At 74.4% G+C, this 26,089-nt stretch carries 25 protein-coding genes; 23 read left to right on the top strand and 2 right to left on the bottom strand.

The window, feature by feature from the left end:
• Window positions 1-166: 166 nt before the first annotated feature.
• Window positions 167-919 (top strand): thioesterase II family protein, encoded by a 753-nt coding sequence (locus ACIRD3_RS13670; RefSeq protein WP_402215114.1) that lies wholly within the window; start codon window positions 167-169, stop codon window positions 917-919.
• A gap of 135 nt (window positions 920-1,054) precedes the next feature.
• Window positions 1,055-2,293: a styrene monooxygenase/indole monooxygenase family protein gene (locus ACIRD3_RS13665; RefSeq protein WP_402215112.1), complete on the top strand. Its 1,239-nt coding sequence runs from the start codon at window positions 1,055-1,057 to the stop codon at window positions 2,291-2,293.
• Between the two features lie 9 nt (window positions 2,294-2,302).
• Here the strand turns inward: ACIRD3_RS13665 and ACIRD3_RS13660 are convergent, their stop codons facing one another.
• Complete coding sequence (locus tag ACIRD3_RS13660) at window positions 2,303-2,767, bottom strand: nuclear transport factor 2 family protein (RefSeq protein WP_402215109.1); 465 nt, start codon at window positions 2,765-2,767, stop codon at window positions 2,303-2,305.
• 577 nt (window positions 2,768-3,344) lie between these two features.
• Here ACIRD3_RS13660 and ACIRD3_RS13655 point away from each other — a divergent pair.
• From ACIRD3_RS13655 to ACIRD3_RS13610, 10 genes are all read left to right on the top strand, one after another.
• Window positions 3,345-3,782 carry a hypothetical protein gene (locus tag ACIRD3_RS13655; RefSeq protein ID WP_402215107.1) on the top strand — a complete coding sequence of 146 codons (438 nt, stop codon included), beginning with the start codon at window positions 3,345-3,347 and terminating at the stop codon, window positions 3,780-3,782.
• On the top strand, window positions 3,769-4,377 hold the full coding sequence (locus tag ACIRD3_RS13650; RefSeq protein WP_402215104.1) for a Fic family protein: 609 nt from the start codon (window positions 3,769-3,771) through the stop codon (window positions 4,375-4,377). Before ACIRD3_RS13655 ends, ACIRD3_RS13650 begins: the two co-directional genes overlap by 14 nt.
• A gap of 147 nt (window positions 4,378-4,524) precedes the next feature.
• Entirely contained in the window at window positions 4,525-5,835 is a 1,311-nt protein-coding gene (locus ACIRD3_RS13645; protein ID WP_402215101.1) for a TIM44-like domain-containing protein, read from the top strand.
• A gap of 241 nt (window positions 5,836-6,076) precedes the next feature.
• Window positions 6,077-6,709 (top strand): TetR/AcrR family transcriptional regulator, encoded by a 633-nt coding sequence (locus tag ACIRD3_RS13640; RefSeq protein ID WP_402215098.1) that lies wholly within the window; start codon window positions 6,077-6,079, stop codon window positions 6,707-6,709.
• Complete coding sequence (locus ACIRD3_RS13635; RefSeq protein WP_402215096.1) at window positions 6,699-7,316, top strand: hypothetical protein; 618 nt, start codon at window positions 6,699-6,701, stop codon at window positions 7,314-7,316. Before ACIRD3_RS13640 ends, ACIRD3_RS13635 begins: the two co-directional genes overlap by 11 nt.
• Window positions 7,309-7,911 (top strand): GNAT family N-acetyltransferase, encoded by a 603-nt coding sequence (locus tag ACIRD3_RS13630; RefSeq protein ID WP_402215094.1) that lies wholly within the window; start codon window positions 7,309-7,311, stop codon window positions 7,909-7,911. Before ACIRD3_RS13635 ends, ACIRD3_RS13630 begins: the two co-directional genes overlap by 8 nt.
• Before the next feature lie 350 nt (window positions 7,912-8,261).
• Window positions 8,262-9,689 carry a rifampin monooxygenase gene (gene rox, locus ACIRD3_RS13625; RefSeq protein WP_402215091.1) on the top strand — a complete coding sequence of 476 codons (1,428 nt, stop codon included), beginning with the start codon at window positions 8,262-8,264 and terminating at the stop codon, window positions 9,687-9,689.
• Window positions 9,628-9,903, top strand: coding sequence for a DUF1330 domain-containing protein (locus ACIRD3_RS13620; RefSeq protein ID WP_402215088.1), 276 nt, complete (start codon window positions 9,628-9,630; stop codon window positions 9,901-9,903). Before rox ends, ACIRD3_RS13620 begins: the two co-directional genes overlap by 62 nt.
• Before the next feature lie 292 nt (window positions 9,904-10,195).
• Window positions 10,196-10,660, top strand: coding sequence for a hypothetical protein (locus ACIRD3_RS13615; RefSeq protein ID WP_402215086.1), 465 nt, complete (start codon window positions 10,196-10,198; stop codon window positions 10,658-10,660).
• Window positions 10,661-11,029: 369 nt separating this feature from the next.
• The gene (locus tag ACIRD3_RS13610; protein WP_402215083.1) at window positions 11,030-11,539 is read left to right on the top strand and encodes a hypothetical protein; all 510 of its coding nucleotides are present in this window, start codon (window positions 11,030-11,032) and stop codon (window positions 11,537-11,539) included.
• Window positions 11,540-11,804: 265 nt separating this feature from the next.
• On the opposite strand, the gene ACIRD3_RS13605 is transcribed toward ACIRD3_RS13610, so the two are convergent.
• The gene (locus ACIRD3_RS13605; RefSeq protein ID WP_402215081.1) at window positions 11,805-12,539 is read right to left on the bottom strand and encodes an ASCH domain-containing protein; all 735 of its coding nucleotides are present in this window, start codon (window positions 12,537-12,539) and stop codon (window positions 11,805-11,807) included.
• A 332-nt stretch (window positions 12,540-12,871) separates the two neighbouring features.
• On the opposite strand from ACIRD3_RS13605, the gene ACIRD3_RS13600 reads away from it, so the two are divergent.
• The 11 genes from ACIRD3_RS13600 to ACIRD3_RS13550 all read left to right on the top strand — a co-directional run bounded on the left by ACIRD3_RS13600 (window position 12,872) and on the right by ACIRD3_RS13550 (window position 25,982).
• The gene (locus tag ACIRD3_RS13600; protein WP_402215079.1) at window positions 12,872-14,728 is read left to right on the top strand and encodes a protein kinase; all 1,857 of its coding nucleotides are present in this window, start codon (window positions 12,872-12,874) and stop codon (window positions 14,726-14,728) included.
• Window positions 14,729-14,757: 29 nt separating this feature from the next.
• Window positions 14,758-15,663, top strand: a complete 906-nt coding sequence (locus ACIRD3_RS13595) for a hypothetical protein (RefSeq protein ID WP_402215076.1) — start codon at window positions 14,758-14,760, stop codon at window positions 15,661-15,663.
• Window positions 15,664-15,951: 288 nt separating this feature from the next.
• Window positions 15,952-16,521 (top strand): PadR family transcriptional regulator, encoded by a 570-nt coding sequence (locus ACIRD3_RS13590; RefSeq protein WP_402215073.1) that lies wholly within the window; start codon window positions 15,952-15,954, stop codon window positions 16,519-16,521.
• Between the two features lie 87 nt (window positions 16,522-16,608).
• Window positions 16,609-17,517 carry a hypothetical protein gene (locus tag ACIRD3_RS13585; protein WP_402215071.1) on the top strand — a complete coding sequence of 303 codons (909 nt, stop codon included), beginning with the start codon at window positions 16,609-16,611 and terminating at the stop codon, window positions 17,515-17,517.
• 77 nt (window positions 17,518-17,594) lie between these two features.
• Window positions 17,595-18,050, top strand: a complete 456-nt coding sequence (locus ACIRD3_RS13580) for an archease (protein ID WP_402215069.1) — start codon at window positions 17,595-17,597, stop codon at window positions 18,048-18,050.
• Window positions 18,051-18,111: 61 nt separating this feature from the next.
• Entirely contained in the window at window positions 18,112-19,539 is a 1,428-nt protein-coding gene (locus ACIRD3_RS13575) for an RtcB family protein (RefSeq protein ID WP_402215066.1), read from the top strand.
• Window positions 19,540-19,728: 189 nt separating this feature from the next.
• A complete protein-coding gene (locus ACIRD3_RS13570) occupies window positions 19,729-20,868 on the top strand; it encodes an ABC transporter ATP-binding protein (RefSeq protein ID WP_402215064.1) in 1,140 nt (379 codons plus the stop codon).
• Window positions 20,865-21,701, top strand: a complete 837-nt coding sequence (locus ACIRD3_RS13565) for an ABC transporter permease subunit (RefSeq protein WP_402215062.1) — start codon at window positions 20,865-20,867, stop codon at window positions 21,699-21,701. Before ACIRD3_RS13570 ends, ACIRD3_RS13565 begins: the two co-directional genes overlap by 4 nt.
• Before the next feature lie 139 nt (window positions 21,702-21,840).
• Window positions 21,841-22,449: a hypothetical protein gene (locus ACIRD3_RS13560; protein WP_402215059.1), complete on the top strand. Its 609-nt coding sequence runs from the start codon at window positions 21,841-21,843 to the stop codon at window positions 22,447-22,449.
• Between the two features lie 482 nt (window positions 22,450-22,931).
• Window positions 22,932-24,419 carry a protease gene (locus tag ACIRD3_RS13555; protein WP_402215056.1) on the top strand — a complete coding sequence of 496 codons (1,488 nt, stop codon included), beginning with the start codon at window positions 22,932-22,934 and terminating at the stop codon, window positions 24,417-24,419.
• A gap of 516 nt (window positions 24,420-24,935) precedes the next feature.
• On the top strand, window positions 24,936-25,982 hold the full coding sequence (locus ACIRD3_RS13550; RefSeq protein ID WP_402215054.1) for a TIGR03617 family F420-dependent LLM class oxidoreductase: 1,047 nt from the start codon (window positions 24,936-24,938) through the stop codon (window positions 25,980-25,982).
• Window positions 25,983-26,089 lie beyond the last annotated feature (107 nt).

The raw sequence follows: 26,089 nt of genomic DNA, 5'->3' as shown, positions 1-26,089 counted from the left end.
GCGTGGGGTCGGGGGGCGGCAGGGGATCGGCGGGGTCGGCGTGGGGCCGGTGGGGGAGCGGCGTCGAGCGGCCCGCCGCCCGTGATCACCGCAACACCCCGCGGCCACCCCGGCGCTGCCAGACTGGGGGCAGCACAGTCCGTCACGGAGAGAGGCCACACCCCGCATGACCAGCAGCGCCGCCGTCGACAACCCGTGGTTCCGCCGGTTCAACCCGTCCGACTCCGCGCCCGCCCGGGTCGTGATCTTCCCGCACGCCGGCGGCTCGGCCAGCTACTACCTGGAGTACGCCAACGCGCTGGCGCCGTACGCGGATGTGCTCGCCGTCCAGTACCCGGGCCGGCAGAACCGCTTCACGGAGCCGACGATCAGCTCCGTGGAGGGGCTCGCCGAGGAGCTCTGCCGGGAACTGCGGGGCTGGACCGACCGGCCGCTCGTCTTCTTCGGCCACAGCATGGGCGCGGCCGTCGCCTTCGAAACCGCCCGGCGCTTCGAGCGCGACGGACTGGAGGGCCTCGGGCGGCTGTTCGTCTCGGCCGGCCGCGCGCCCTCGCTGCCCCGCGACAGCGAGGTGCACAAGCTGTCGGACGACCGACTGCTCGCGGAGATCGTCAAGCTCGGCGGCACGGACGAGCGGGTGGTCGAGATCCCCGCCCTGCAGGAGCTGATCCTGCCGGCCCTGCGCGCCGACTACACCGCCATCGAGACGTACCGCTGCGCCCCGGACGCGACGGTCTCGGTGCCGGTCACCGGCCTGGCGGGAGAGAGCGACCCGAACGCCACGGCCGAGCAGGTCGCCCAGTGGGAGCGGCACACCACCGGCGGTTTCGACCTGCGGGTCTTCCCGGGCGGGCACTTCTACCTGGCGGACCGGACCGACGAGGTCGTCCGGCTGCTCACCGCCCACCTCGGCGGCTGAGACCGCCCGCGGCGGTGACCGGTCCGGGCCGTCCGCGGCGCTGACAGGTTCCGGCCGTCCGCACCGGTGACCGATCCGCGCCGCTCGGCTACTGTGCCGCTTGACGAGCCGTCAACAGAGCACCGGGAGGCCGCGTTGCGCCGGATCGCCGTCGTCGGAGCGGGCCAGGCCGGCCTGCAGTTCGCGCTCGGGCTGGTCGCGGACGGGTACGAGGTGACGCTGGTCGCCGAGCGCACCCCGGAGCAGCTGCGCGGTGGGCGGGTGCTGTCCACCCAGGCGATGTTCGGCCCGGCGCTGCGGCTGGAGGCGGCGGCCGGGCTGGACCTCTGGGCGGGCCGCGCGCCGGCCGTCCCCTCGGTCGCGGCGGTGCTGGCGGCGCCACCCGCGGTACGGGCGCTGGAGTTCACCATGACGCTCGACGAGCCCGCCCAGTCGGTGGACCAGCGGCTCAAGCTGGCCGGCTGGTTGGAGCTGCTGGCCGGGCGCGGCGCCCGGGTCGAGTACCGCTCGCTGGACCGGGACGGCTTGCGCGAACTGGCCCGCCGGCACGAACTGACCGTGGTCGCGGCCGGGCGCGGCGACCTGGCCGGGATCTTCGCCCGCGACCCCGCCCGCTCGCCCTTCGACCGGCCGCAGCGGGTGCTGTCCTGCCTCTACGCGCACGGCGTCGGTGCGCCCGACCCGGCCGCCGGGCCCAGGGCGCGGATGCACGCCCTGCCCGGCCTCGGCGAGCTGTACCTGCAGCCGGCGCTGACGCTCTCCGGTCCCTGCGCGATCCTGCTCTGGGAGGCGCTGCCCGGCGGCCCGCTGGACGCGTTCGGCGACAGCCCGCCGCCGGACGTCCAACTGGCCAGGATCCGCGCCCTGTTGGGCGAGTACCTGCCGTGGGAGGCGGAGCTCTGGACCGAGGCCGAGCCGACCGACGCCGGAGCCGGGCTGTTCGGCGCCGTCACCCCGACCGTCCGGCGCGCGGTGGCCGAGCTGGGCTCGGGCGTGGACGCCGTCCACGTCCTGGGCCTCGGCGACGCGCTGGTGGTGAACGACCCGATCACCGGCCAGGGCGCCAACAGCGCGGCCCGCGCCGCCGAGGCCTACCGGCGGGCCGTCGTCGAGCACGGCGACGCCCCGTTCACCGCCGACTGGATGTGCCGCACCGCCGAACGCTTCTGGCAGCAACACGCGCGGCACACCGTCGAGTTCACCGCCTCCATGCTCACCATGCCGGACCACCTGCACGGCGTGTTCGCCGCCGCCGCCGAGCACGATCAGGTCGCCCGCCGCCTCGCCAACACCTACGCCGAGCCCAGCGACCACGCCGCCTGGCTGGCCACCCCCGAGCTCACCGCGGGCTACCTGGCCTCGCTGACCGGATGACCCCGGGCGCTACCGCGCGCCCGCTTCGTCCGTTTCCGCCCCTGCGGCCCCTGCGGCCCCTGCGGCCCCTGCGGCCCCTGCGCCCGCTTCGGCCGCTTCGGCGGCGATGCGGTCGAACTGGGCGCCCATCGCCGCCGCCAGGGCCTGGGCGGCCGACAGCGGGCGGACCATCACAGTGAAGTCGTCGATCTTCCCCTCCTCGTCGACGTGCAGGAAGTCGCAGCCCTGGATCTGCCGGCCGTCGACGGTCGCGGTGAAGACGAGCGCGTGGTCGCGGCCGCCGGGGTCCGCGATCTCGCGCACGTAGGTGAAGTCCTCGAAGACGCGCATCACAGCGCGCAGGATCGCGGCGGTGATCGCCTTGCCCGGGTAGGGCTTGAAGGCGACAGGGCTGGTGAACACCACGTTCTCGGCGAGCAGATCGGCGATGGCCTGCTCATCGCGCTCCTCGACGGCCTTGCGGAAGGGATGCACGGGATCACTCCATAGTCACATCGTTGAATAGGTGCGTCGGTGAGTATGAGCCGAACGGTGACGGGAAGTCCAGAGCGAGCGCCACACGGCGCCGGACGGTGGCGTGGAATCGCAGCGGGGCGCGGGCGGAGAGCCGTCGTGCCGTGGACGGTGGCCGCGCGGAGTGGGCTCGAAAAAACCGTTCGCGGTGCCGGGGGCATGGGGCGGAGACTGGTGAGTCGATCATGTCGGAGAGGAAGAGTGGCCAGCGCTGACGTACAACCGTGACACCCTGCCCTTCCCCGAGAACCGTGTGCCCCCCATCACCTACGAGGGCATCCGGACCTGGGATGAGTTCGACCCCGCCCGCCGACCGTTCGCCTGGGACGAGGCCGAGGAAGCCCACCTCCGCTCTCTGGTCCGCGCGTGGGTGCCACCCGTGCTCTCGGGTATGGCCGGCAGGTGGCAGGCCGAAGACTGGTGCGAACGTCAGATAGACGCGATCATCCGGGAGCGATACGGCGCCTGGGCCTGGGGATGGAGCTGGTGTCACCGCGACGGCGGGCCCATCGGGAACTGGGTCAGCGGGGGAGGGTCGGTGACGACCCCGGACGAGACCGCAGAACGCGTCGTCGCCGCGCTGTTGGAGTGGCGGGAGTGGTTGGAGCGAACGGCCGGGCGCTTCGCCGAGCTGGCGCCGCCGCCGGACGCCTCACCCGAAGATCGCAGCTGGCACCTGGAACGGGCCTGCGTCCGGCTCGTGACCCACACGCTGGACTCGGGCGCGGAGGGCGGCTGGTACGGGCAGGCCTCGATCGTCCTGGGCTGGTTCCTCACCAGCACCGGCATGGACCGAGCCGAAGCCGCGCGAGCGGTGCAGCGCGCGATCGGTGGCCGGTTCAAGAGCTGGGTCACCCCGGAGCGGACGCTGATCGAATCCGTCGGTGAGGACCTGGCCGCCGGCCTCACCGGCCACGCCCCGTACCGGGGTCACCGTGAGAGGGAGGCGCTGGAGGTGCTCCATGACCGCTACTGACAGCCTTACGGTCTGGCTCCGCGTGCGACGTGAGGCCGACTGGCGCCGCGCACCGGCCCTGCAACGGAATCCGCCCGACCGCGATGGGTTCCGCTCCTGGTGCGAGGGGCCGGTGCGTCGGCGCGACCCGGTTCGCGCCGAGCGCCTGCTCGCCGCACACGCCGTGGCCCGGGAGGACGCCGCACGCCGTACCCCGCTGGACTTCGCCCTGCTGGCCGGTTGGCAGCGCGAAGTCCTCGCCGCAACGGAGGCGCCGTTCCGCGTGAGCGACGCCTATGCGAAGGCCGGCCGGGAGCGCTACGGCCTGACGTCGCGCACCCGAGCCGATTTCGATGCGTGCCTGCGCGAGACGACCGACCCGGACATTCCGCTGGCGGCCCGCGCGGCCCGCGCCTACCTCGATGTGGCGTTCTTCCACCCCTTCACCGACGGCAATGCCCGCGCCGCGCTGTTGACCTTGGTCCATGTTCTCGCCCGGGAGGACATCGTCCTGCCTGAGGTCGGTCCCCTCCAGACCACCCGCTACGCGGATGACCCGGCGGGCGCCGCGGACCTTGCCGCTCTCATCGGGGTGCTCAACCGCCGCCGACCATGAGGATCCCTGCCCTGGTCGGCCCGCCGTCCCCGCCCTCGGGCGACTCGCGGCCCCCGCAGACTCCCGGGCGACCCGGCTTGTAGGCTCTCGTGGAACAGTTCCGGTTCGTGAAGGGGGAGCTCGGTGCGCGCCCGTCGGTGGATACCCGTGGTTGCTGGAGTCGTCGCGCTGAGCAGCCCGACGGCCGCGTACGCCCGCGGCGGGGGCGGTGGGCACGGGTTCGGGGGCAGTGGCGGCAGCGGCGGTAGTGGGGGCAGCCACGGCGGTGGCTTCCACGGGTCGACCGGCGGTGGCTTCGGCTACGGCGTCGGCGCCGGTGGCGGCGGGCTCGTCGCCCTGGTGGTGGTCGTGGCCGTCGTCCTCCTGATCCTGTGGCTCGTGTACCGGCACCGGAAGGCGGCGCAGACGGCTGGTCTGAACACGGTGTCGGACCGGGTGGCGCACCGCGCGGACGCGCAGGCGCGCGAGCGCGCGGCCCAGGTCGGGGCCCGGGTCGACGCCCTCGCCGACACGGATCCGACCTTCGATCGCGCCGCGCTGGAGCACCGGGCCGTCTGGCTGTACGTGACCGCCCAGCACGCCTGGACCCACCACGACCACGCCACGCTGCAGCAGATCCTGTCCCCGGTGCTCTACGGCAAGTGGGCCGAGGAGCTGCGCGACTACGCGTCACGCGGCGAGGTCAACGTCGTGGAGATCGTCTCCGGCCCGGAGGCCGAGCTGGTCGACGTGGCCAATCGCGCGGGCGAGGTGAACGACACCGTCACCTTCCGGATCACCGCGACGCTCAGGGACTACGTACGCCGCGGCGAAGGCCCGGACGCCGAGCGCAAGGACGGCTCGACCCGCCCGGTCGAGTACTGGACGCTGCGCAAGAGCGGGGCCGGGGAGTGGATCGTGTCGTCGGTGGAACAGGCGGCCGAGGGTGCGCACCACCTGACCAGCGCCATCGAGACGGACGGCTGGGACCAGAAGGAGGTCGCCCGCGAGGCGGTGCTCGAGGTCGCCGGGAAGACCGCGGTCAGGGGCGCGGGTGACATCCTGTCGCTCACCAACATCGCGTGGAGCACGGACGCCGACGCCGCCGTCGGCGATCTGAGCGTGCTCGACGGCCGGTTCGACAAGGCGGTTCTCGAGGTCGCCGTCGAGCGGTTCCTCGAGGAGTGGGTCATGAACGACGGCAGCCTGGACTTCACGTCCGTGCGCACGGTCGACCGCACCGTCATGCGTCACGCCGTCGTCCGGTCCGTCACGGTGCGCTCGCTGGTCTCCCGCGACCCGATCGTCTTCCGCGTCGCGGTCGACGCCGAGGGCGTCTACTACGAGGTCGACCGGCGCAGCGAGCAGGTGCTCCGAGGCGACGCGCACAAGCGCCGACCGATCACCTTCGCGTTCGACCTCCGCCTGGACGACACGTCGACCAACGCGTGGACCGTGATCGCCACCGCCGTGGAGTAGGCGGAGCCCGCGCTCGGTCGCGTCGGGCGCGCTCGGGCGCGCCGTAGGTGCGGTCGCGCTCGACCGTGCTCGGCCTCGTCAGTCGACGGCACGTCAACGGCTCCGCGCGCAGAACGGCGGAGCCGGGCTGACCCGGGGGACCCGGCGATGTCACGAGTTCGGCCTCGGTAACCGCAGCCCGCCCTCATGGAACCAGCGGGGTGTACTGGCGGTACACCCTATCGGTGCGTAGTATGCGTTCATGCCTCTTCCACGTTTCGACCGCCTGCCCGCCGAACGCCGGGAGCACATCCTGGGAGTAGCGCGTCGGCACTTCGCCGAGCACGGCGCCGAAGGCGCCTCCTACAACAAGATCATCGAGGCGGCAGGAGTCTCCAAGACCGCCGCCTACCACTACTTCGACGGCCGGGAGGACCTGCTCACCGCGGTCCTCGACGGAGTCCTCGACCGACTGCTGGACGCCCTCGGACCCTGGCAGCCGGCCCGCGACGAGGGGGACTTCCGCGCCCGGTTCACCGCTGGATCCGGCGCCCTCGCCGCCCACCTGGGGAACCACCCCGAGGACCTGGCCCTCGCCGAGGCTGCCATCGGGCGCGGCGACGGAAGCCCGTGGCTCGACTGGTTCGGCGCCCTGGTCACGGACGGCCGTCGGCTCGGGATGATCCGTACCGACGTGGACCACGCACTGATGGTGTCGGCGACCGCCGCCGTCGTCCGGGCCGCGGACGCCTGGGCCGTGGCCCTGATGACGAGCGGATCCCTCGAAGGCCTCCCGGAGGGTGGCCCCCCGGACCAGCTGTGGAGCCTCCTGTGCGGCCTGTGGGGTGCAGCGGCGACCGCGGCCCCCGGACAGGAGTCGAACGATGCGCACTGACCTGAGGATCTCCTGGGAGATACCGGCCACCCCGTCCGGCCTCGCCGGCCGTCTGGAACGGTTCATGGGTCCGGGCAAGTCCCGCTCCGAGTCCGCGGTGGAGACCATCGGCCTCCTCGGCTGTGCCCTGCTGCTGGCCGCCGGACTGTGGAGCTCGGGAGCCGCACGCGACTGGTCGACCGGGCAACTCGCCGTGGTCGCCCTGGCCGGGCTCGACCTGATCGGCGGGGTCCTGACCAACGCCACCAACGCCGCGAAGCGTTGGTACCACCGGGCCGACCCGGCGGCGCGGCGCGCCCGGCTGCTGTTCGTCTCGGCGCACCTGATCCACCTCGCCGCGATGGGGCTGTACGTCCTCTCCGGCGACCTCGCCTGGACCTCGGCGAATGCCGCGCTGCTCCTCGGCGGGGCGGTGGCGGTGGAGTTCGCGGCCGTCCACCTCAAACGGCCCGTGGCGATGGCGGTGTTGATGGCAGCCGTCCTGGTCAACCTGTTCTGGCTGCCGGCGCCGGCCGCGCTTGCCTGGTTCGCGCCCCTGTTCTTCCTCAAACTGCTCGTCTGTCACCTCGTGCCCGAGGCGCCCCTGGAGCGGGGCCGGGATGCCTGAGGACCTGGCTGCCGCGGCCTCCCGCCGGATCGACACCGACCCCGACCCGGCCGCCTGCGCCGATCTGCTGGCCGCCGCGTTCGCCCGGGAGCCGGCCGTCTCCTGGATCTGCGGCGGCGCCCACACCGCCCGCGCTCGCTGGTTCCGCGCCACGCTGCGCACCCACGCCGGCCTCGCCGGGGCCCGCCGTGCGGCTCTCGTGGACACCGACGGACGGCTCCTGGCGGCAGCCGTCCTGACCCCGCCGGGCGCGACCCCGCCCGCCGGCGCCCGCGTCCTCTGGGCGGCCCGGACCCTGCTGGGCAGCGGGCCGCGTGCCCTCGGCCGGACCCTGCGCTATCTGGAGGCCACCGAGGGCGGGGCTCCCGCGGGGGCCTGGACCCTGGAGTTCGTCGGAGTCCGCCCTGACCTCACCGGCCGTGGAGCGGGCCGCACCCTCCTGGACCACGTCCTGACGACGACGCCGGGAGCAGTCCACCTGACCACGGCGGACCCGGCGAACGTCCCCCTGTACCGCCACTTCGGCTTCACCACGCTCGGCGAGACCCCGCTGGGACCGCTGACCGTCACATCGATGGCCCGCGTACCGGGTTAGAAGACGGGCGTCGCGGGCCCCGATCCGGGAAGGTCCTGTCCGTTCACGACGGACGGAAAAGAACAAAGGCAAGGAGGTCGCCCGATCCTTGCCACTCTCAACTTATAGCGCACGGGGGGCCTTGCGGCAAGGCCCGGGTCGTGGCGCAGAATCGTCGGCCGAGGCCGGAACGTGGGGAAAGCAGGGAGTCGCGAAGTGCGCGTCCCTGCACCGACTGTGGGTTCTGCGGGACGTGAAACCGCTGGTGGGGCTCGCGGTGTGGTTGCGGGCACGCGGCGCGGAGGCCCGGTGTGCGCGCCGCGCGCCTCCGTAGAGCAGCCGGCCGAAATGCCTTGTCGAATGGGGAGTTCATGATTGATGTGATCGTTGCCGGCGGCGGACCGACCGGCTTGATGCTGGCCGCCGAGTTGCGGCTGCACGGCGTGCACGTGCTCGTGCTGGAGAAGGAAGCGAAGCCGACCGGGATCGTCCGCTCGCTCGGCCTGCACGCGCGAAGCGTCGAGGTGATGGACCAGCGCGGTCTGCTGGAGCGGTTCCTCGCGCTCGGCAGGCGGCACCCGGTCGGTGGTTTCTTCGCCGCCATCGACAAGCCGGCGCCGGACCGGATGGACACCGCGCATCCGTACACCCTCGGCATCCCGCAGACCACCACCGATCGCCTGCTTGCCGAGCACGCCACCGAACTCGGGGTCGAGATCCGGCGCGGCTGCGAACTCGTCGGGCTGAGCCAGGACGACCACGGCGTGACCGCCGAACTCGCCGACGGCACGCGGCTGCGCTCGGGCTACCTCGTCGGTTGTGACGGCGGCCGCAGCACGGTGCGCAAGCTGCTCGGCGTCGGCTTCCCCGGCGAGCCCTCCAGGGTCGAGACGCTGCTGGGCGAGGTGGAGGTGACCGTGCCGCCGGAAACGCTGAGCGCCGTGATGGCTGAGGTCCGCACGACCCACAAGCGGTTCGGCGCCGTGCCCCTCGGGGACGGGGTGTACCGCCTCGTCGTGCCCGCCGAAGGGGTGGCCGAGGACCGTACGGTCCCGCCGACCCTGGACGAGCTGAAGCGGCAGGTGCGGAAGTTCGCCGGCACCGACTTCGGCGTGCACTCACCGCGGTGGCTCTCCCGCTTCGGCGACGCCACCCGGCTGGCCGAGCGCTACCGGACCGGCCGGGTGCTGCTGGCCGGCGACGCGGCGCACATCCACCCGCCGACCGGCGGGCAGGGGCTCAACCTCGGCATCCAGGACGCGTTCAACCTCGGCTGGAAGCTGGCCGCCGAGGTCAACGGCTGGGCACCGGAGGGCCTGCTGGACAGCTACCACACCGAACGGCACCCGGTGGCCGCCGATGTGCTGGACAACACCCGCGCGCAGATGGAACTGATGTCCCTGGAGCCGGGTCCCCGAGCAGTGCGCCGACTGGTGTCGGAACTGATGGATTTCGAGGAGGTGAACCGGTACCTGATGGAGAAGATCACGGCGGTCGGCGTCCGCTACGACTTCGGGGAGGGGCACGAACTGCTCGGCCGACGGCTGCGGGACGTGGGGCTCAAGCGGGGTCGCCTCTACGAGCTGATGCGCGGCGGCCGCGGGCTGCTGCTCGACCAGACCGGCGGCCTCTCGGTGGCGGGCTGGGCAGACCGAGTCGACCACGTCGTCGACGTCAGCGAGGAACTGGACGCGCCCGCGGTGCTGCTGCGGCCGGACGGCCACGTGGCGTGGGTTGGTGACGACCAGCAGGATCTGCTCGACCGACTTCGCCAGTGGTTCGGCGCTGCGGTCAGTTGAGCGCGCACGCGGGGCACGAAAGCCCACGGGGCCTGCCCGGACGGACCTGTCCGAGGGAGGGCGGCCGGCCGGAGGCACCCACACCGTCGTCCTGCGTTTCGCCGACGCCGAACAGGCCCGCGCCGTCTACGAGTCCGAGCAGTACCGGGAACTGCTGGAGGAACGCCTCGCGGCCACCCGCCCGTTCACGGCGATGATCGTGCCCACCCTCTGAGGTGGGATCTCGGTGGCCTGCGAGGACAGGCGGCTGTCCTGCGGGCGCTTGGCGGGGGCGTCCACGCTCCCTCAGCGGAGCCGGGCGAGCGTGGACGGTGGCGCGATGCCGCCGGGTACCGGCCGCGAGGTCCACCGCGGTCTGCCCGTCACGGTAGGCGAGGGCCGCCCAACCTCGGCAGCGGTCTTGCCTAGTGCGGAGCGCCGCAGGTGTGATGGCCGCAAGGTGGGCCGCGACTCGCTGTCCGCCGGCCAGACCGCTGAACCGACTGCCCGAGGGAGACCCACACCCGATGTCCATATGGCCTTCGATCGTCGCCGTGCTCGGCACTCTCGCCGGTGCGCTGACCGCCGGGCTCCTCCAGCACCGTTCGGCGCGCACCGCACGCGCCGAGGAGCGCGCCGACAGCCGCCGCGAGGACCAGCTCGGTGCGGTCACCGACTTCGCGGCCGCGTTGGACGCGCACCGCTCGGCGATGTTCCACCGGGAGCGCCTGGCGCTGGCCGAGGCGGGCGCCGAGCACCAGCTGGAGGCCCAGACGAGGTCCCACGACACCCGTGCGGCGATCACCGCCCCCCACATCCGGCTCCAGGTCCTGGTCCCCGAGCTGGCCGACCCCGCACAGCGGGCCGCGGACGCGACCTACGCGCTGCGCAAGGCCGCCGACCGAGCCGAGCTGGACGCGCAGCGGCACGCGGCGAAGGAGGCGTCCGTCGCCTTCATCACCGCGGCCGCCGCGCTGCTGGGCAACGGCTGACCCGGGGGCGGTCGGCGCGCCCTCGGGTCCCGTGACGGCGTCTCGTCCTCCCCCCGGCATGGCGGGGGCTCAGCCACGGCCTCGGGCGGCGTGAATGCGGTCAGCGAGTTCGTCGACGCGGTTGACGAAGCCTCGGACGTCGGCGGGCAGTTGCTGGGGTTTCGGGGCGGTGCTCGCGCGTTGGCGGTGTCGGCCGGGTAAGGAACGACCAACGGCAGCCCCGTCCGATCCCGCCCCAGCGGCCGCTTCCAGGGATCCCCATCACCTGCGCCACCGTCACGCGTGTGGGGGAGAATCCGCGCTTCGCCGGCCATCCACCGCAGCGGAGCGCTACGTTGACGACTGCCGACTGTGGGGAGAACTGTGGACATGACCATCGACCAGGCCGCCCTCGGCCGCGCGGTGAGGGCGGTTGCCGCCGCCGTGCACGCCGACGACCCGGCCGCGCTCTACCGGGCCGTGATGCCGCCGGCAGGAACGGACACACCGCCGGCCGAGGCCGCGGCCTGGTTCGGGACGCTCCTCATCCACCTGGCACTCACGGCGGCGACCGCTTCGAAACTCCAACCGGGCTGCCCCCGGGAGGCGGTCGCGGAGTGGATCGGGCAGGAACTGGGCCCGCCGCCGACCCCGGCACTGCTGCGCTCTGCGGACCCCGCTCGCATCGACCACGTCGAAGCCGTGAGCGCTGTGGCGGACCACTCCCGCTGCCGCGAGTACGCCGTCGACCTGGTTCGAGTGGGCCTGACCGACCCCGACCGGGACCCGGACGAGCGAGGCGTCGACGCCCATTGCACGGTGACGAACGACAAGGACATCCGGATCGTCGTGATGGCGATGCTCGGCCGCCTCATCCCCGTTCCCGGCGACCGGTCCTGACCGCTCGACCCCCCGACGCACACGGGCGCACCGGACCCCCGTCCTCGTGACGGCCGTCCTCGCGGATCGGGGCGACGAGGTCGGTGCGCGGCATGACGCGGCATGACCGGCTGCCGACGGGTCACGCCTGGACCCCGGCGCGGCGAGCAGGACGCCGCCGCGGCCGAGGCCTGGGAGGCCGAGAACCACGTGAACGCTTCCAGAGCCCTACCGGACCTTCATCACCGATTCCGTACACGTCGGGTCCGGAGCCGTCCACGCCGCCTCACTTCGCGGTGCCAGGCGCTTCGACCGTGAACGTCACGAAATCGACTTCGGCATCGGAGGGCAGGCCTGGATAGTGGCCCTGGAGTGCCTTCTTGAGCTGGTCGATGCTCGTGAAGCCGTCGAGCCGAGCCTGTTCGGCGGTGAGGCGGTCGAGCCGGTGGCGTTCGACGCCGGTGACGGTGCCGTTCAAGGTGCGGTGGGCTTCGTCGTCCTCGAAGAGGAAGATCGCGGGACCCGGCGCGACCGGATCTTCATAGCGGACGGTGGAGGTCTTCCGCGCGGCGGCGATGTCCTCGTAGTAGCGCTTGTGGAACCGGACGATTCGACGCGCATGCGCATCGGGGAAGACGTAGGCGTCCGGCAGAAGCTCCCGAATCGGGCGCAGTGTCGGCCCGTCGTCGGTCGGTACGGCGACGAAGACGTCGGGGTGGAGGTCGAGAAGCGCTTGGCGACAGCGCCCGCATGGCGGGATCAGGCCACGACCCCGGTCTCCCGCAGCGGCGATCGTGACGAGCGGGCCGGCTCCCGCGGCGGCGGCGGCACCGAGGACGACGAGCTCGGCGCACGGTCCGCCGGTGAAGTGGTAGACGTTGACCGCCTCATGGATCCTGCCGGCCGTGTCCATCGCCGCTGCGGCCACGGTGTGGTTCGGATCGTTCCCGAGGGTGGCGGCGAGGCGTTCCGCAGCCTCGATGACGCGGCGCTCGGAGTCGAAGAGCTTCATGGAGACCATGGCGCCAACCGTAGATCGAGCCGGCCTGACTCTTCGACGGAATTTCCCCGCGCACGTCGCCTCGCCTCGCCTCGCCTCGCGTCGTCCGCGGCGGCGCCCCCGGCGCGGGGGGTGGTGGCGCACAACTCCCCCGTGCGCCGGTGTGTTTCCGATCGTCGTCCGGTCGGACGGGGCGGCCTGCCTGCGGGAACGTCGCCGGCGGTGTCCGCCGCGCCGCGCGGGCGGTTCGGAGGGCGCCGCACGAGGGAACCCGGGGCTGGGCGGCTGCGTCGATCGCAGCGGCCGCGGTCCGGGCGGTGGCCGTCGGGCGGGACGAGGCGTGGGGGTTGGCGATGGACGACGAGGCGGTACGGGACGTCGGGGACTGGCAGCTGCCGGGCTACACCCACCTGCGGGAGCTCGGCGCGGGAGCCGCCGGCCGCGTGGTGCTCGCCCGCCACGACCCCACCGGTACGCCCGTGGCCATCAAGTACCTGCACGACACGGCCGCCGGCCCCGCCCTGCGCGCCGAGGCGGAGACGCTGGCCCGGCTCGACTCCCCGTACGTCACCCGGCTCTACGAGTACGTCGAGGGCGGGCCGCACGCGGCCCTCGTGATGGAGCTGGTCGACGGCGTCTCGCTGCGCACGCTGCTCAAGGAGGAGAAGGCGACCACGCCCGAGGCGGCGCTGGTCGTCCTCAAGGGCTCCCTCCTGGGGCTGGCCGCCGCCCACGCGGCCGGGCTGGTGCACCGGGACTACAAGCCCGCCAATGTCCTGGTCGCCACCGACGGCACCTCCAAGCTGGTCGACTTCGGCATTGCGGTTCCCCGCGGGTCCGACCGCGACGTCTCCGGCACCCCCGCCTACCTGGCGCCCGAGCAGTGGGCCGGCGACCCGGCCTCGCCGGCCGCCGACGTCTACGCGGCCACCGTCACCTTCTTCGAGTGCATCACCGGCAAGCGCCCCTTCACCGGGGGGACGATCGGCGCGCTCGCCGTGCAGCACCAGGAGTCCCGGATCCCCGACGAGCTGGTGCCGGACCACGTGCGCCCGCTGGTCCTGGCCGGGCTCGCCAAACGGCCGCAGGACCGGCCGGCCGGCGCGGCCGAGTTCGTCCGGCTGCTCGACCGGGTCGCGGCGGCCGGGTACGGCGAGCGGTGGGAGGAGCGCGGCCACGAGGACCTCGCCGCCCTGGTCGCCCTGCTGGCCCTGCTGCTGCCCCGGGGCCCCGGCGGCCCCGCGCCCGCCGGGACGACGGCGCTCGCGCACACCCGGCTCGTCGCGGCCGTCGTCGCTCCCGTCGCTCCCGCCGCTCCCGCCGCTCCCGCCGCTCTCGGGACCGTCCGGCGACCGCTCCCGCGAAGACGGGCCCGGCTGACGGTGGGCGTGGTGGCGGGCGGCGTGGTGGTGGCCGTGGTCGGCGGCATCGCGCTGGCCGGCGTGACCGACCGGGGCGAGCGCACGCTGACGGGCAGTCCGGCGCCCCGGTTCACCACCGTCCTGGACCCGACCCCGGCGACCGACCCGCCGTCGCCCGACCCGACACACGTTCCCACCGGGAGGCCCTCGCCGTCGCCCTCCCTCGCGCCGTCCCTCGTCCCGGTGCCCTCGCCCGCCGGCCCGCCCACCACCGACCCGGCGCCCGCCCCAAGCCCCAGCCCCACGACGGACCCCGGCCCCGGCCCCGGCCCGGGCCCCGGTCCCGGCGGGCGGCCCGCCCCCACCCCGTCGCGCACGCCCAGCGACCCCGTGACCTCCGCGCCCCCACCGCCGCCACCGCCACCGTCCCCGACCGCCCCGACCAGCCCGCCCACGAACCGCTCCACCCCGCCCACCACGCCCCCGACCAGCAAGCCGCCCACCACTCCGCCGCCGGTCCGGGTGGCGTCGGTGAACGTCGACTCGATCTCCTGCGACGGCGGCTACGGCATCCAGGCCACCGTCACCGTGGTCACCTCCGGCCCGCCCGGAGCCACGCTCGTCCTCAGCTGGATGCACAACTCGGCCCCCACGTTCCCGAGCGAGACCGTCGCCACCGACATCGTGAAACTCGGCACCGGCCGCACCACCCTGACCGTCCACCACCAGTTCGGCACCGGCGACAGCCGCCTCCAGTGGGGCGTGCGGGTGTCCACCACACCAGCGGCCGGGAGCACCCCGACGGCCTACCGGGAGCTGTACTCCCCGTCCTGCCACGAGCCCGGCTGATCCGCACGCCACCGCCAGGAGGAATCCCCGTGCCCCCGTCCGGATCCACCCCCGACCAGGACCCCACCCAGCGCCTCGCCCCCGGCGGGCCCAGACGCACCGCACCGTTCGACCGCGTCGGCCCCGCCCCGGAGGACGACCACGAGAGTGCCACGTTCCTCGACCCGACCGTCTGGGGCTCCGCCCCCGCTCGCCCCACGCCCGTGCAGCCGCCCACCGCACCGCCGGAGGACGACCACGAGAGTGCCACCTTCCTCGACCCGACCGTCTGGGACTCCGCCCCCGCTCGCCCCACGCCCGTGCAGCCGCCCACCGCACCGCCGGAGGACGACCACGAGAGTGCCACCTTCCTCGACCCGACCGTCTGGGACTCCGCCCCTCCCCCCGTGCCTCCCACCCCTCCCACGGCGCCCACCGCGTCCACGCCGTCGCCCGAGCCGGAGCTGCGCCGCTTCGGCCCCGGCGTGCCGCCGCAGGCCGCCGTGGTGTGGCGCGGCGAGGCGTCGGCCGGCAGACCGGTACCGCCGACCCGTCGACGCCGGGCCTTCGGCTGGCTGGTCTGGGCCGCCGTCCTCCTCGTCCTGCTGGCCGTGCTGCTCACCCGCTGCCGCGCCGATCCGCCGCTCGACCTCACCGGCGTCTCCGTCACCGCCACGCCGGCGGCCGGACCGACCTGCGGCGGGACGGCCGTCCTCACCGCCTCGGTCACCACCAACGGCAACCCCGGCACCATCCGCTACCGCTGGCTGCGCAGCGACGGGACGTCCTCCGGCGAACTCGTGCAGCCGGTCCAGTCCGGAGATCGCCGGGTCGACCTGGTACTGCGCTGGACCTTCGACGGCCCGGGCACCCTGCGCGCGACCGCCACCGTCGAGGTCCTGGCCCCCCAGCGGCTCAGCGGCTCCACCACCTTCGACTACACCTGCGCCGGCTGAGCAGTCGCCGCGGGCGCGGCGTGGTGGCGTCGCCGGGTCGGTGGGTGTTCAGGGGCACGAGCGGGCCGGGTGCCGGTCGGGATCGTCATGCGGGCCTGGACGGAGGTACCGAAGTGGTCCGGGGCGAGCACGCCCGCCATCGAGCCCCTTCGCGTTGCAGGGCCGGCGGAAGGCGGCGGTGGTCCGGGCGCTGCGGCCGTGTGCGCGGGGCGGCCGTCGGCTCAGGAGGTGGGTGGGGCCTGCCTAGTCGCGTTGTTGAGTAGGCAACGACGTGCCTAGACTGGCCGCATGGCTCTGCGGAACGCCGTGATGGCGGCCCTCCTGGAGGGCGAGGCGTCCGGGTACGACCTCGCCAAGGGCTTCGACGCGTCCGTGGCCAACTTCTGGATGGCCACCCCCCAGCAGCTCTACCGGGAGCTCGAGCGCATGGAGGCCGACGGGCTCATCGCCGCCCGCGTCGTCCAGCAGGAGAAGCGTCCCAACAAGCGGGTGTTCGCCCTCACCGAGGCCGGACTCGACGCCGTCCACGCCTACACCGCCGAACTCCCGAGCAGGCCGAGCACCATCCGCGACGAGCTCCTGGTCAAGGTCCAGAGCGTCGACGCCGGGGACGTCGCCGCCGTCCGCGCGGCCATCGCCGAGCGGATGGAGTGGGCGCGGGCCAAGCTCGCCCGCTACGAACGGCTCCGGGCGAAACTGCTCGACGGCCGCACCGAGGAGCAGCACCTCGCCGAGTCCGAACGCATCGGGCCCTACCTCACCCTGCTGCGCGGCATGGCCTTCGAGGAGGAGAACCTCCGCTGGGGCGGGACGGCCCTGCGCGTCCTCGACCGGCGGTCGGCTCCCCGGCAGGTCTGATCCGGGCCGGGCGCTCGCGGCGCCTGATGGGCGGTCATGTGAGCTTCACCACTGCGCCGATGCGCGTCGGCGGTGAGATTGCGGATCATGACGTGGTGGCCCCTCGATACCCTGGCCGGGGTGGTGATCCTGGCGCTGGAGGCCGGGGCGACCTTCCTGTACGGCCTCCACGTCGGCCTGAGGGGTTGGGCGGGCCGGGACACCGAGGACGAGAACAGGGTGTTCGTCGTCGTGGCCGTCGTGGTCACCGCCACGTTCGGTGCGGGGCTGCGGTGGGCGGGCCTGCCGGTCTCCGGGTGGATCCAGTTCGCCGTGACGGGCACCATCCTCCTGCTGGTCCTGCTGCAGTCGGTGATCGGCCCCTGGATCGCGGCCCGACGGCACCGTCGCCCACCACCGTCGAAGAGACGGCCGAAGGCGGGAAGAGGCACGGGCCGAAACCGCCGAGAGCCGTACGCGCGGCCGACGGGTCCGTCGTCCTGGCAGGCCCACCGCCGGGCCACGGTCCCGTCGATCTGGGTGCCGGCGGTCCTGGAGGCCGCGGAGGGGCCGCTTTTCGCCGAGCTGATCGTCGGGGCGGGCGCCGGGCTCCACGAGGAGATCGCTGCGGTCGCGGTCCGCAGCGGCTTCGTCCCCACCGCGGGCAAGGCGACGGGCGCGGGTGAACCGCCGGGCACGAGCGGCGCCGTCGAGGTCGGCGGCGGTGGGGTGGAACGCCTGGTCCTGGACGCTGGACGCCGGGAATGGGAGCCGGACGGGCCGGTCGGGACGACGCCCGGCTGGCTGGCGGCCGCCGAGGACCGGAGCGTCGTCCTGGTCACCCTCGTACCACCCGGCACCTGGCCGCCGGACCTGGCGGCGCTGGAACCCGCGTCGCGCCGCGAGGCCTTCCGCCGGGGGCTCGACCGGGCGAGGGCCGAGGGCCTGGCGCTGCACGGGACGGCCGCCGTGTGGCGGAGCAGCGAGGGCGGAGCGCCTGCGGGCGGTGGTCGGTGACGGCTGCGGCTTGCCCCCGGGCCGTCGGCGGGACGAGGCTGGAGGGGGGACGGCAACGGGTTCGGGAGGCGTCGCTCGTGGAGGGACAGGAGCCCGCGGGCCGGTCCGGCAGCGGCCACCGGAGCGTGCCGCACACGGCGGACCTGCGGGTGGAGGCCTGGGCGCCGACGGCCGAGGGCTGCATCGGCGAGCTGGTGCACGCCGTCGTGGGCAGCTTCGCCGACCTGAGCGGCGCGCGGATCGTCGGCGAGCGCGGCTGCACCGTCCTCGCGGTGAGCGACGCGGACCTGCTCGCGGGCGTCCTGGAGGAGGTCATCTACCGGATGGACGCCGACGGGGAACTGCCCGTCGCGCTGGCGATCGGCCGCATCGAGGGGCTGGACGGCGCCCGCACCGTGGCGGTCCGGTTCCGGATGGCCGAGGCCGCCACGGCCGCCCTGGTCGGCGCCGTACCGAAGGCCGTCTCGCTGCACGACCTGGACCTGCGCGCCGGCCCGGGCGGCTGGACCGGCCAGGTCACCGTGGACGTCTGACCATCGGAGCGCACGAGCGGCGAGCGCACGAGCGCCGAGCGGCGGAGGCAGGGTGAGCGAGGTGGAGATCGCACTGACCGGGGCGGGCCGGTACCGCTGGCGGATCGAGCCGCGCCCGCCGATGCGGGTGCCGGGCGTGGTCTTCGCGTCCGAGGCGCTGCTGCCGCAGGCCGCCGGGGACCGGGCGCTGGAGCAGGTGGCGAACGTGGCGACGCTGCCCGGGATCGTCCGCGCCTCCTTCGCGATGCCCGATGTCCACTGGGGCTACGGCTTCCCGATCGGCGGGGTCGCGGCCACCGACGTCGACGAGGGCGGCGTGGTCTCGCCCGGCGGGGTGGGCTTCGACATCTCCTGCGGGGTCCGGCTGCTGGCCGCCGGAGTCTCCCGGGACGAACTCGACCAGGAGCGGATCCGCCGGCTGATGGACCTGCTGGACAAGACCGTCCCGCGCGGCCTCGGCCGGGGCGGCCTGTGGCAGCTGTCCGGGCCGGACGAACTGGACGACCTCCTGCTGGGCGGCGCCCGCTACGCCGTCGAGCACGGCCACGGCGTGCCGCGCGACCTGGAACGCTGCGAGGACGGCGGGGTGCTGGCCGGTGCGGCCCCCGGCGAGGTGAGCCACCGGGCCGTCGAACGCGGGCTGCAGCAGGTCGGCAGCCTCGGCTCGGCCAACCACTTCCTGGAGGTGCAGGCCGTCGACCGGGTGCACGACCCGGAGACGGCGGCCGCCTTCGGACTGCACCCCGGACAGGTCTGCGTCATGATCCACTGCGGCTCGCGCGGCCTCGGCCACCAGATCTGCACCGACCACGTGCGCGCCATGGAGCGCGACCTGCACCGCTACCGGATCGAGCTCCCGGACCGCCAACTCGCCTGCACCCCGGTCGACTCGCCGCGCGGCCGCGCCTACCTGGGCGCGATGACCGCCGCCGCCAACTACGGCCGCGCCAACCGGCAGCTGCTCTCCGAGGCGGCCCGCCGCGCCTTCGCCACCGCGCTCGGCGTCGGACTGGAGCTGGTCTACGACGTCTCGCACAACCTCGCCAAACTGGAGACCCACGAGGTGGACGGCGCCCCCCGGAAGCTCTGCGTCCACCGCAAGGGCGCCACCCGCGCCCTGCCGCCCGGCGACCCCGACCTGCCCGCCGACCTCGCCGGGGCCGGCCAGCCCGTGCTCGTCCCGGGCACCATGGGCACCGCCTCGTACGTCATGGTCGGCCTGCCCGACAACGAGGCCTTCCGCTCGGCCTGCCACGGCGCCGGACGGGTGCTCAGCCGGCACCAGGCGCTGCGCACCGTGCGCGGCGAGCGGCTCAAGAGCGCCCTGGAGGCACAGGGCGTCGCGGTGCGCCCGGCCTCCTGGCGGGCGCTGGCCGAGGAGACGCCCGAGGCGTACAAGGACGTCGACGCGGTGGCCGCCGTCACCGAGGCCGCCGGACTGGCCCGGCAGGTCGCCCGGCTGGTGCCGCTGGGCGTGTGCAAGGGCTGAGCCACTCCGCCCCGGCCCGCTACCGCGGCCCGTCGCCTTGACCCGCCGCTCTGACCCGCCGCTCTGACCCGTCGCCTTGACCCGCCGCTCTGACCCGCCGCCCCGACCGGCCACTCCACCGGGCCGGACGCGGGGAGCCGGCACCGATTCCGGTCGTGTCCCTCGACTCGCCCGCCCGGGCGCGCTTTGATGTCGGACGCATCCGTCGCGGGGCCGGGGACCAGCAGCCAGCAGCAGGAGGTGGCCATGCCGGGGAACGAGGACGCCCACGGGCTCGGAGAGGGCGCCGGCCCGGTGATCGAACTGCGGTCGCTCACCAAGCGGTACGGCGGCACGGTCGGCATCGAGCGGCTGGACGTGTCGGTCGCGGCCGGCGAGGTGTTCGGCCTGCTCGGCCCCAACGGCGCCGGCAAGACCACCACGCTGCGCTGCCTGGTCGGCCTGCTCAGCCCCAGCGACGGGCGGGTGCGCGTGCTCGGCCTGGACCCGGTCGCCGACCACCGCCGGCTCGCCCCCGCGATCGGCTACCTGCCCGGCGAACTGCGGCTCTACCCCGAGCTGACCGGACAGCAGACCCTCGACCTGCTCGCCGCCCTCCAGGGCGCCCCGGTGCCGCGCCAGCGCGAACTGTGCGACCGGCTGAAGCTCTCCCGGCCCGACCTGGCCCGCCCGGTGGGGGAGTACTCCCGGGGCATGAAGCAGAAGCTCGGGCTCGTGCAGTCGCTCCAGCACCGGCCGCCCGTGGTGGTGCTGGACGAGCCGAGCGAGGGGCTGGACCCGCTGGTCCAGGAGACCTTCTACGAACTGCTCGCCGAGGAGGCCGCCGCCGGGCGGACCGTGCTGCTCTCCAGCCACGTGCTGCCCGAGGTGCAGCGCACCTGCGGCCGGGTCGCGATCGTGCGCCACGGCCGACTCGTCACCGTCCGCTCGGTGGCCGAACTCCGCCAGGCGCGGGCCCGCCGGGTCCGGCTGGTCTTCGCCGACGGGCAGGGCGTCCGCCCCCTGGGCGCCGCCGAGCGGTGGTCCCCGCGCTGGGACGGCTCCCGGGTGGAGCTGCTGGTGCCGCCCGACGAGGTGGTCCCGGCGGTCCGCACCCTGCTGGCCGAGCTGCCGGTCGCCGACCTGACGGTGGAGGAGGCGGGCCTGGACGAGGCCTTCCTCGACCTCTACCGCTCGAACGCCGAGGACGACGGCGGCGGTGACGGCGACGGTGACGGCGGCGATACCGGCACGGCCGCCGGCACTGGCGGCACTGGCGGCACTGGCGGCACTGGCGGCCCGGCAGCGGCGGAACCCGCCCGCCGCCCCGACACGGAGGAGAAGCCGTGACCCCCGGAACCGTCAGCCGCCGCCTCCCCCTGGTCTGGCTCGCCCTGCACCGGCGCCGCCGGATGCTGCTCTCGCTGCTCCTGGGCATGGTCGTCTTCGAGACCCTGATCGTGGTGATCGCCGGAACCGTCCCGCCCGGCGACCTGTTCGGCGCCGCCCGGCGCAACCCGCCCGGCGCGTTCCGGGCCTTCAGCGGTTCCAACGGCGACGTCTCCATCGCCAGCTACCCCGGGCTGCTCGGGGCCGGGCTCACCCACCCGTTCTGGATCGCCCTCCAGCTCACCGTGATCGGCTCGCTCGGCGCCGCCGCCGTCGCGGCCGACGTCGAGTCCGGCACCATCGAGCTGCTGATGACCCGCCCGGTCACCCGCCGCCGACTGCTCGCCGAACGGGCCGGAGCCCTCGTCGCCGCCTCGGTGCTGCTCAACGCCGCCGCCACCTTGACCGTCGCGCTCGGCGTCGCGTTCTCCCCGAAGCTGCGCGACGCCGTCCCGGAGGGCGCGGTGCTCACCGCCGGACTGCTCGGCTGCGCCCTCGCGTTCTGCCTGACCGGGCCGGTGCTGGCGGTGTCGGCGCTCAGCCGGCGCCGGGCGTACGTGATCGGCGCGGCGGTCGTCTTCGGCGCGGTCGGCTTCGCGCTCAACTTCGTCGCGCTGGCCTGGTCCCCGGCCCGGCCGCTGCGCTACCTCAGCCCGTTCCACTACTACGCCCCGGGCGACGTGCTCGCCCACGGCGGGGTGCCTTGGGTGGCGCTGGGGGTGCTGATCGGCGTCGGCCTGCTCGGACTGCTGGCTGCGTTCCGCCTGCTGGAGCGCCGCGACCTGGCGATCTGACCGATCCGACCCGGCTGATCGACCGACCCCGGCTCCAACCGCCCCGGCTCCGATCGACCGACCCCGGCGCACCGGCCGGATCACCCCTCCGTCATGCTGGTCGCCCGCCGACACGGCGACGGTGATCACGGACGGACCGATGGACAGCAACGACCACAGACCCACCCCACCCCGCACGCCTCGACGTACGAAGGCCCGGCGCACGAAGGCCCGGCGCACGCCGTGGGCGGCCGTCGTGGCCGCGCTGGTGCTCGCACTCCTGGCCGGCTGGGGCGCCGCGACCGCGCCGGACTGGAACGGGCCGTGCGCCCCGGGCTTCCCCGGGGTCGAAGAACTGCAGGACGCCCTGCCCACCTTCGCCTGCTTCACCGTCGGCGCGCGGACGGCCGACGGCTACCCGCTCGACGTCCGGTACTCGGGCCGCGAGCACGACCCGGACGAGGCGATGGCCCTGGCCCGCTCGGAGGCCGGGGTGTTCTGGGAGCGCTTCCCGTACCCGGTGTCGAGCGTCCACATCGACACCACGGCGGCCTTCGGCGAGTCGGCGGTCAAGCAGGTGACGCTGGGCGCGGGCGAGTTGCGCACCCGGTTCGGCCCGCAGCCGGCCGCGCCGGGGGCGCGCTTCCCCGAACCGCCCGTCGGGCGGACCGAGATCGTGCTGTGGTGCGTCTGCGGCCTGCTGGGCGCCCTGGCGGTGGGGCTCGGGTTCCGTCGTGCGCGTCAGGGCGGGCCGACCTCCCACACCTGACGCGGGCCGTTGCTGTCGGGCGCCGCGCGCTCGGTGCAGGTCGTAGGCGGTCGGGGGGCGCTCCGACCAGATGCGGCGGGCGGCCTGCTCGGGGTAACGGACGGTCTGCGCGCGCGTCCCGTCCTCCGCCGCCCGCGTGGCCTCGCCGCCCGACCCGGTGCGGCCCACCCGGCCACCCGGCTGCCCGGCTGCCCGTTCCGCGTGGTCTGCCACGGCCCGGCGCCCGACGCGGCGGGTCACGCGGAGGGCGCGGACGGGAGGACGGTGCGCACGACACGGACCGGAAGGGGGAACCTTTGCCTGACGAGTCATTGAGGCCGGGCTTCTCACGCCCCTACACTCGCGCCCGTTCGTGACCTCCCGTCCCGGAGGCCCCACGGACCCGGCGCACCCGGTGTCGTTCGATCCGACCCGGGCCACCGGCCGATGTCCCCCAACCAACCCTCATGGAGGACGACTTGAAGGCACCAACCGTACGCCGAATGCTCCTGGCGGGGGCGAGCAGCCTGGCCCTCGCGGCCTCCGGAGCGCTCGCCGTCCCCACCGTCGGCAGCGCCGTGGCCGCCGGCTACCCGGCGGTGCGCCCCGCGGTGGCCGACTACACCCAGGTCTCGAGCGGCACGACGCCTCCCACCCAGGCGCAGTGCGCGACGGCGGGCCGCCGCTGCTTCTCCCCGCAGGCGATCCGGGCCGCCTACAACCTCGGCCCGCTGTACGCCGACGGCTACGACGGTCGCGGCCAGACGATCGCCATCGTCGACTCGTACGGCAGCGACACCATGGCGCACGACCTGCACGTCTTCGACCAGGCCTTCGGCCTGGCGGCGATGTGCGGCGAGGAGGGCGTGACCTGCGGGCCGGGCATGCCGACCTTCAGCGAGCTGCACGTCCAGGGTGCGCCCGGCACCACCGCGCCGCCGTCCACCAGCCAGGGCACCGGCCAGGAGGACAAGGCGGCCTGGGCGCTGGAGGTCGCGCTCGACGTCGAGACCGCGCACGCGATGGCCCCCGGTGCGAACATCCTGCTGGTCACCACGCCCACCGCGGAGACGCTCGGCGTCCAGGGCTTCCCCGCCATGATGAACGCCGAACAGTACGTCGTCGACCACCACCTGGCGAACGTCATCTCGCAGTCCTTCGCCTCCGCCGAGGGCGCGTTCGCGAGCGCCCAGTCGATCGAGCCGCTGCGCCACGCCTTCAAGTCGGCGGCGCTGAACGGTGTCACGGTGCTGGGCTCCTCCGGCGACGACGGTTCGGTCGGTTCGAAGAAGACCCCGGTGAAGCAGGGCGGCTCCACCCTGCCGGGCCCGTCGGTCGAGTGGCCGGCCTCCGATCCGCTGGTGACCGGGGTCGGCGGCACCTTCCTGTGCACCGACCCGAACGCGACCGGCGGCCGGTCCGCGGACAGCACCGACAAGCCGGCCGTGTGCCAGGCCAACGGTGGTGCGGCCGAGGTCGGTTGGACCGGTGCGGGTGGCGGGTTCAGCCAGGTCTTCGACAAGCCCGCCTACCAGTCGGCGCTGCCCGCCGGCTCCACCCCGGTCGGGGCCAAGCGCGGTGTGCCGGACGTCGCCCTGCAGGCCGCCCCCGGCACCGGCGCGCTGGTCTACCTGTCGCTGCCGCCGGACGGCTCCTCGGGCCTCAAGTGCGGAGCCACGCCGTGCAGCACGGGCTGGTACGACATCGGCGGCACCTCGCTCGCCTGCCCGGAGTGGGCCGGCCTGGTCTCGATCGCGGACCAGGTCAACGGCGGGGGACTCGGCCCGATCAACCCGGCCCTGTACAAGCTGGGCGCCGACCCGGCCAGGTACGCGGCCGACTTCCATGACGTCACCCTGGGCAACAACACCACCGATCCGACGGTGCCGGGCTACCCCGCCACCAGCGGCTGGGACCCGGTCACCGGCCTCGGCACGCCCGACGCGGCGAGGTTGCTGCCCGATCTGGTCCGCGCCGCCCACGCCGGGTGATTCCACGCGACCGCGCCGAGCGGCCGCACTGACCCGCTGCGCGTGAGCCCGGGCTCACGAACCCCTCCGCCCCGTCGGGCCGTTGCCCGGCGGGGCGAAGCCGTGCGCACGGGCGACACCCGAGGGGCGGTACGGGGAAGAGCCGGGACCGGGGAGGCCCACGGTCAGTTCCGCCGTCACTGCAGGTCGTAGGCGGTCGGGGGATGCTCCGACCAGATGCGGCGGGCGGCCTGCTCGGGGTAGCGGACGGCCTGCGGGGGTAGCGGACGCTCTGCGCGTGGGCGTCCAGGACGCGGGTGAGCTGGTCCGCGGGTCGAAGTCGGGCCAGCGGGGGTTGCCGGTGACGCCGAACCGGATCCAGGCCTTCTGCAACTCCTGCGGGAGCCGGGACGCCCTCCGGTGGGGGCAGGTCGCCGAAGGCGGCCGGGCGCTGGAGGGCGTCGGGGGAGGGGCGGCGTGCCGACGGCGTGGCAGGCTACCCGGGTAGCACCACCGCCCGCGACCAGGAGCACCGCCATGGACCGACCCGCGGCCTTCCGCCTCGACGCCACCGCCTCCGGACACCCGGCGGGGATCCTGGAGGCCGCCGAGCGGGCCGAACACCGGGGCATGGACCGGCTGGTGGTCGCCGAGACCGCGTACGACCCGTTCCTCCAGCTCGCCCGGGCCGCCGACCGGACCAGCTCGATCGAGCTGGCCACCGGGATCGCGGTGGCCTTCGCCCGCACCCCGATGACGCTGGCCTACCAGGCCTGGGGGCTGCACGCGGCCTCCGGCGGACGGGCCGTCATCGGGCTGGGCTCGCAGGTCAAGCCGCACATCGAGAAGCGCTTCGGGATGCCCTGGGACCGTCCGGCCGCCCGGATGCGCGAGTACGTGCACGCGGTGAGGGCGATCTGGCACAGCTGGCAGACCGGTGAACGGCTGCGCTTCCGGGGCGAGTTCTACACCCACACGGTGATGACGCCGGTCTTCTCGCCCGATCCCGTCCCGGCCGGGGTGCCGCGGATCCTGCTGGCGGGCGTCGGACCGCTGATGACCCGGACCGCCGGTGCGGTGGCCGACGGCTTCCTCAGCCACCCCTTCTCGTCCACCGCGTACCTGGCCGAGCAGGTGCTGCCCGGGCTGACCGAGGAGCGGGCCCGGGCCGAGGCGGAGGGCGCCGACTGGACGGCCCGGCCGTTCGAGATCGTCGGCAACGTGCTCACCGCCGCCGGGCGCACCGAGGAGGAGCTGGCGGCCAACCGGGCCGCGACCCGCGAGCGGCTCGCCTTCTACGCCTCCACGCCGGCCTACCGCCCGGTGCTGGCGCAGCACGGCTGGGAGGGGCTGCAGGAGGAACTGCACCCGCACTCGGTGCGCGGGCGCTGGACGGAGATGGCCGCGCTGATCGACGACGAGGTGTTCGACACCTTCGCGGTGTCCGGCTCGCCGGAGGAGGTCGCCCGGGAGCTCCGCCGCCGGTACGCGGGCCTGGTCACCCGGCTCTCCGTGAGCCTGCCGGAGGACGCCGACCCGGAGCTGGGTCTGGACGTGCTGGCGGCGGTGCGCGCCCTGGACTGACGCGGGACTGCCGCGGGGGCCGACGCGAGGACGATGCGGGGTCCGACGCGGGGTCCGACGCGGGACCCGCCGCGAGGCCGATGCGGGGGCAGACGCCGGACTGACCG

It is taken from the genome of Kitasatospora sp. NPDC093550 (assembly GCF_044764985.1).
GTDB lineage: Bacteria > Actinomycetota > Actinomycetes > Streptomycetales > Streptomycetaceae > Kitasatospora.
Note: the sequence above shows the minus strand (reverse complement) of the source record. Positions and strands in the feature narration are given on the sequence as shown.

Excerpts from the sequence above, each read along its gene's own strand:
- ACIRD3_RS13670 (WP_402215114.1), top strand. The coding sequence starts at position 167 with ATGACCAGCAGCGCCGCCGTCGACAACCCGTGGTTCCGCCGGTTCAAC.
- ACIRD3_RS13650 (WP_402215104.1), top strand. The coding sequence starts at position 3,769 with ATGACCGCTACTGACAGCCTTACGGTCTGGCTCCGCGTGCGACGTGAG.
- ACIRD3_RS13640 (WP_402215098.1), top strand. The coding sequence starts at position 6,077 with ATGCCTCTTCCACGTTTCGACCGCCTGCCCGCCGAACGCCGGGAGCAC.
- ACIRD3_RS13635 (WP_402215096.1), top strand. The coding sequence starts at position 6,699 with ATGCGCACTGACCTGAGGATCTCCTGGGAGATACCGGCCACCCCGTCC.
- ACIRD3_RS13630 (WP_402215094.1), top strand. The coding sequence starts at position 7,309 with ATGCCTGAGGACCTGGCTGCCGCGGCCTCCCGCCGGATCGACACCGAC.
- rox (WP_402215091.1), top strand. The coding sequence starts at position 8,262 with ATGATTGATGTGATCGTTGCCGGCGGCGGACCGACCGGCTTGATGCTG.
- ACIRD3_RS13615 (WP_402215086.1), top strand. The coding sequence starts at position 10,196 with ATGTCCATATGGCCTTCGATCGTCGCCGTGCTCGGCACTCTCGCCGGT.
- ACIRD3_RS13610 (WP_402215083.1), top strand. The coding sequence starts at position 11,030 with ATGACCATCGACCAGGCCGCCCTCGGCCGCGCGGTGAGGGCGGTTGCC.
- ACIRD3_RS13605 (WP_402215081.1), bottom strand. The coding sequence starts at position 12,539 with ATGGTCTCCATGAAGCTCTTCGACTCCGAGCGCCGCGTCATCGAGGCT.
- ACIRD3_RS13600 (WP_402215079.1), top strand. The coding sequence starts at position 12,872 with ATGGACGACGAGGCGGTACGGGACGTCGGGGACTGGCAGCTGCCGGGC.
- ACIRD3_RS13590 (WP_402215073.1), top strand. The coding sequence starts at position 15,952 with ATGGCTCTGCGGAACGCCGTGATGGCGGCCCTCCTGGAGGGCGAGGCG.
- ACIRD3_RS13585 (WP_402215071.1), top strand. The coding sequence starts at position 16,609 with ATGACGTGGTGGCCCCTCGATACCCTGGCCGGGGTGGTGATCCTGGCG.
- ACIRD3_RS13570 (WP_402215064.1), top strand. The coding sequence starts at position 19,729 with ATGTCGGACGCATCCGTCGCGGGGCCGGGGACCAGCAGCCAGCAGCAG.
- ACIRD3_RS13560 (WP_402215059.1), top strand. The coding sequence starts at position 21,841 with ATGGACAGCAACGACCACAGACCCACCCCACCCCGCACGCCTCGACGT.
- ACIRD3_RS13555 (WP_402215056.1), top strand. The coding sequence starts at position 22,932 with ATGCTCCTGGCGGGGGCGAGCAGCCTGGCCCTCGCGGCCTCCGGAGCG.
- ACIRD3_RS13550 (WP_402215054.1), top strand. The coding sequence starts at position 24,936 with ATGGACCGACCCGCGGCCTTCCGCCTCGACGCCACCGCCTCCGGACAC.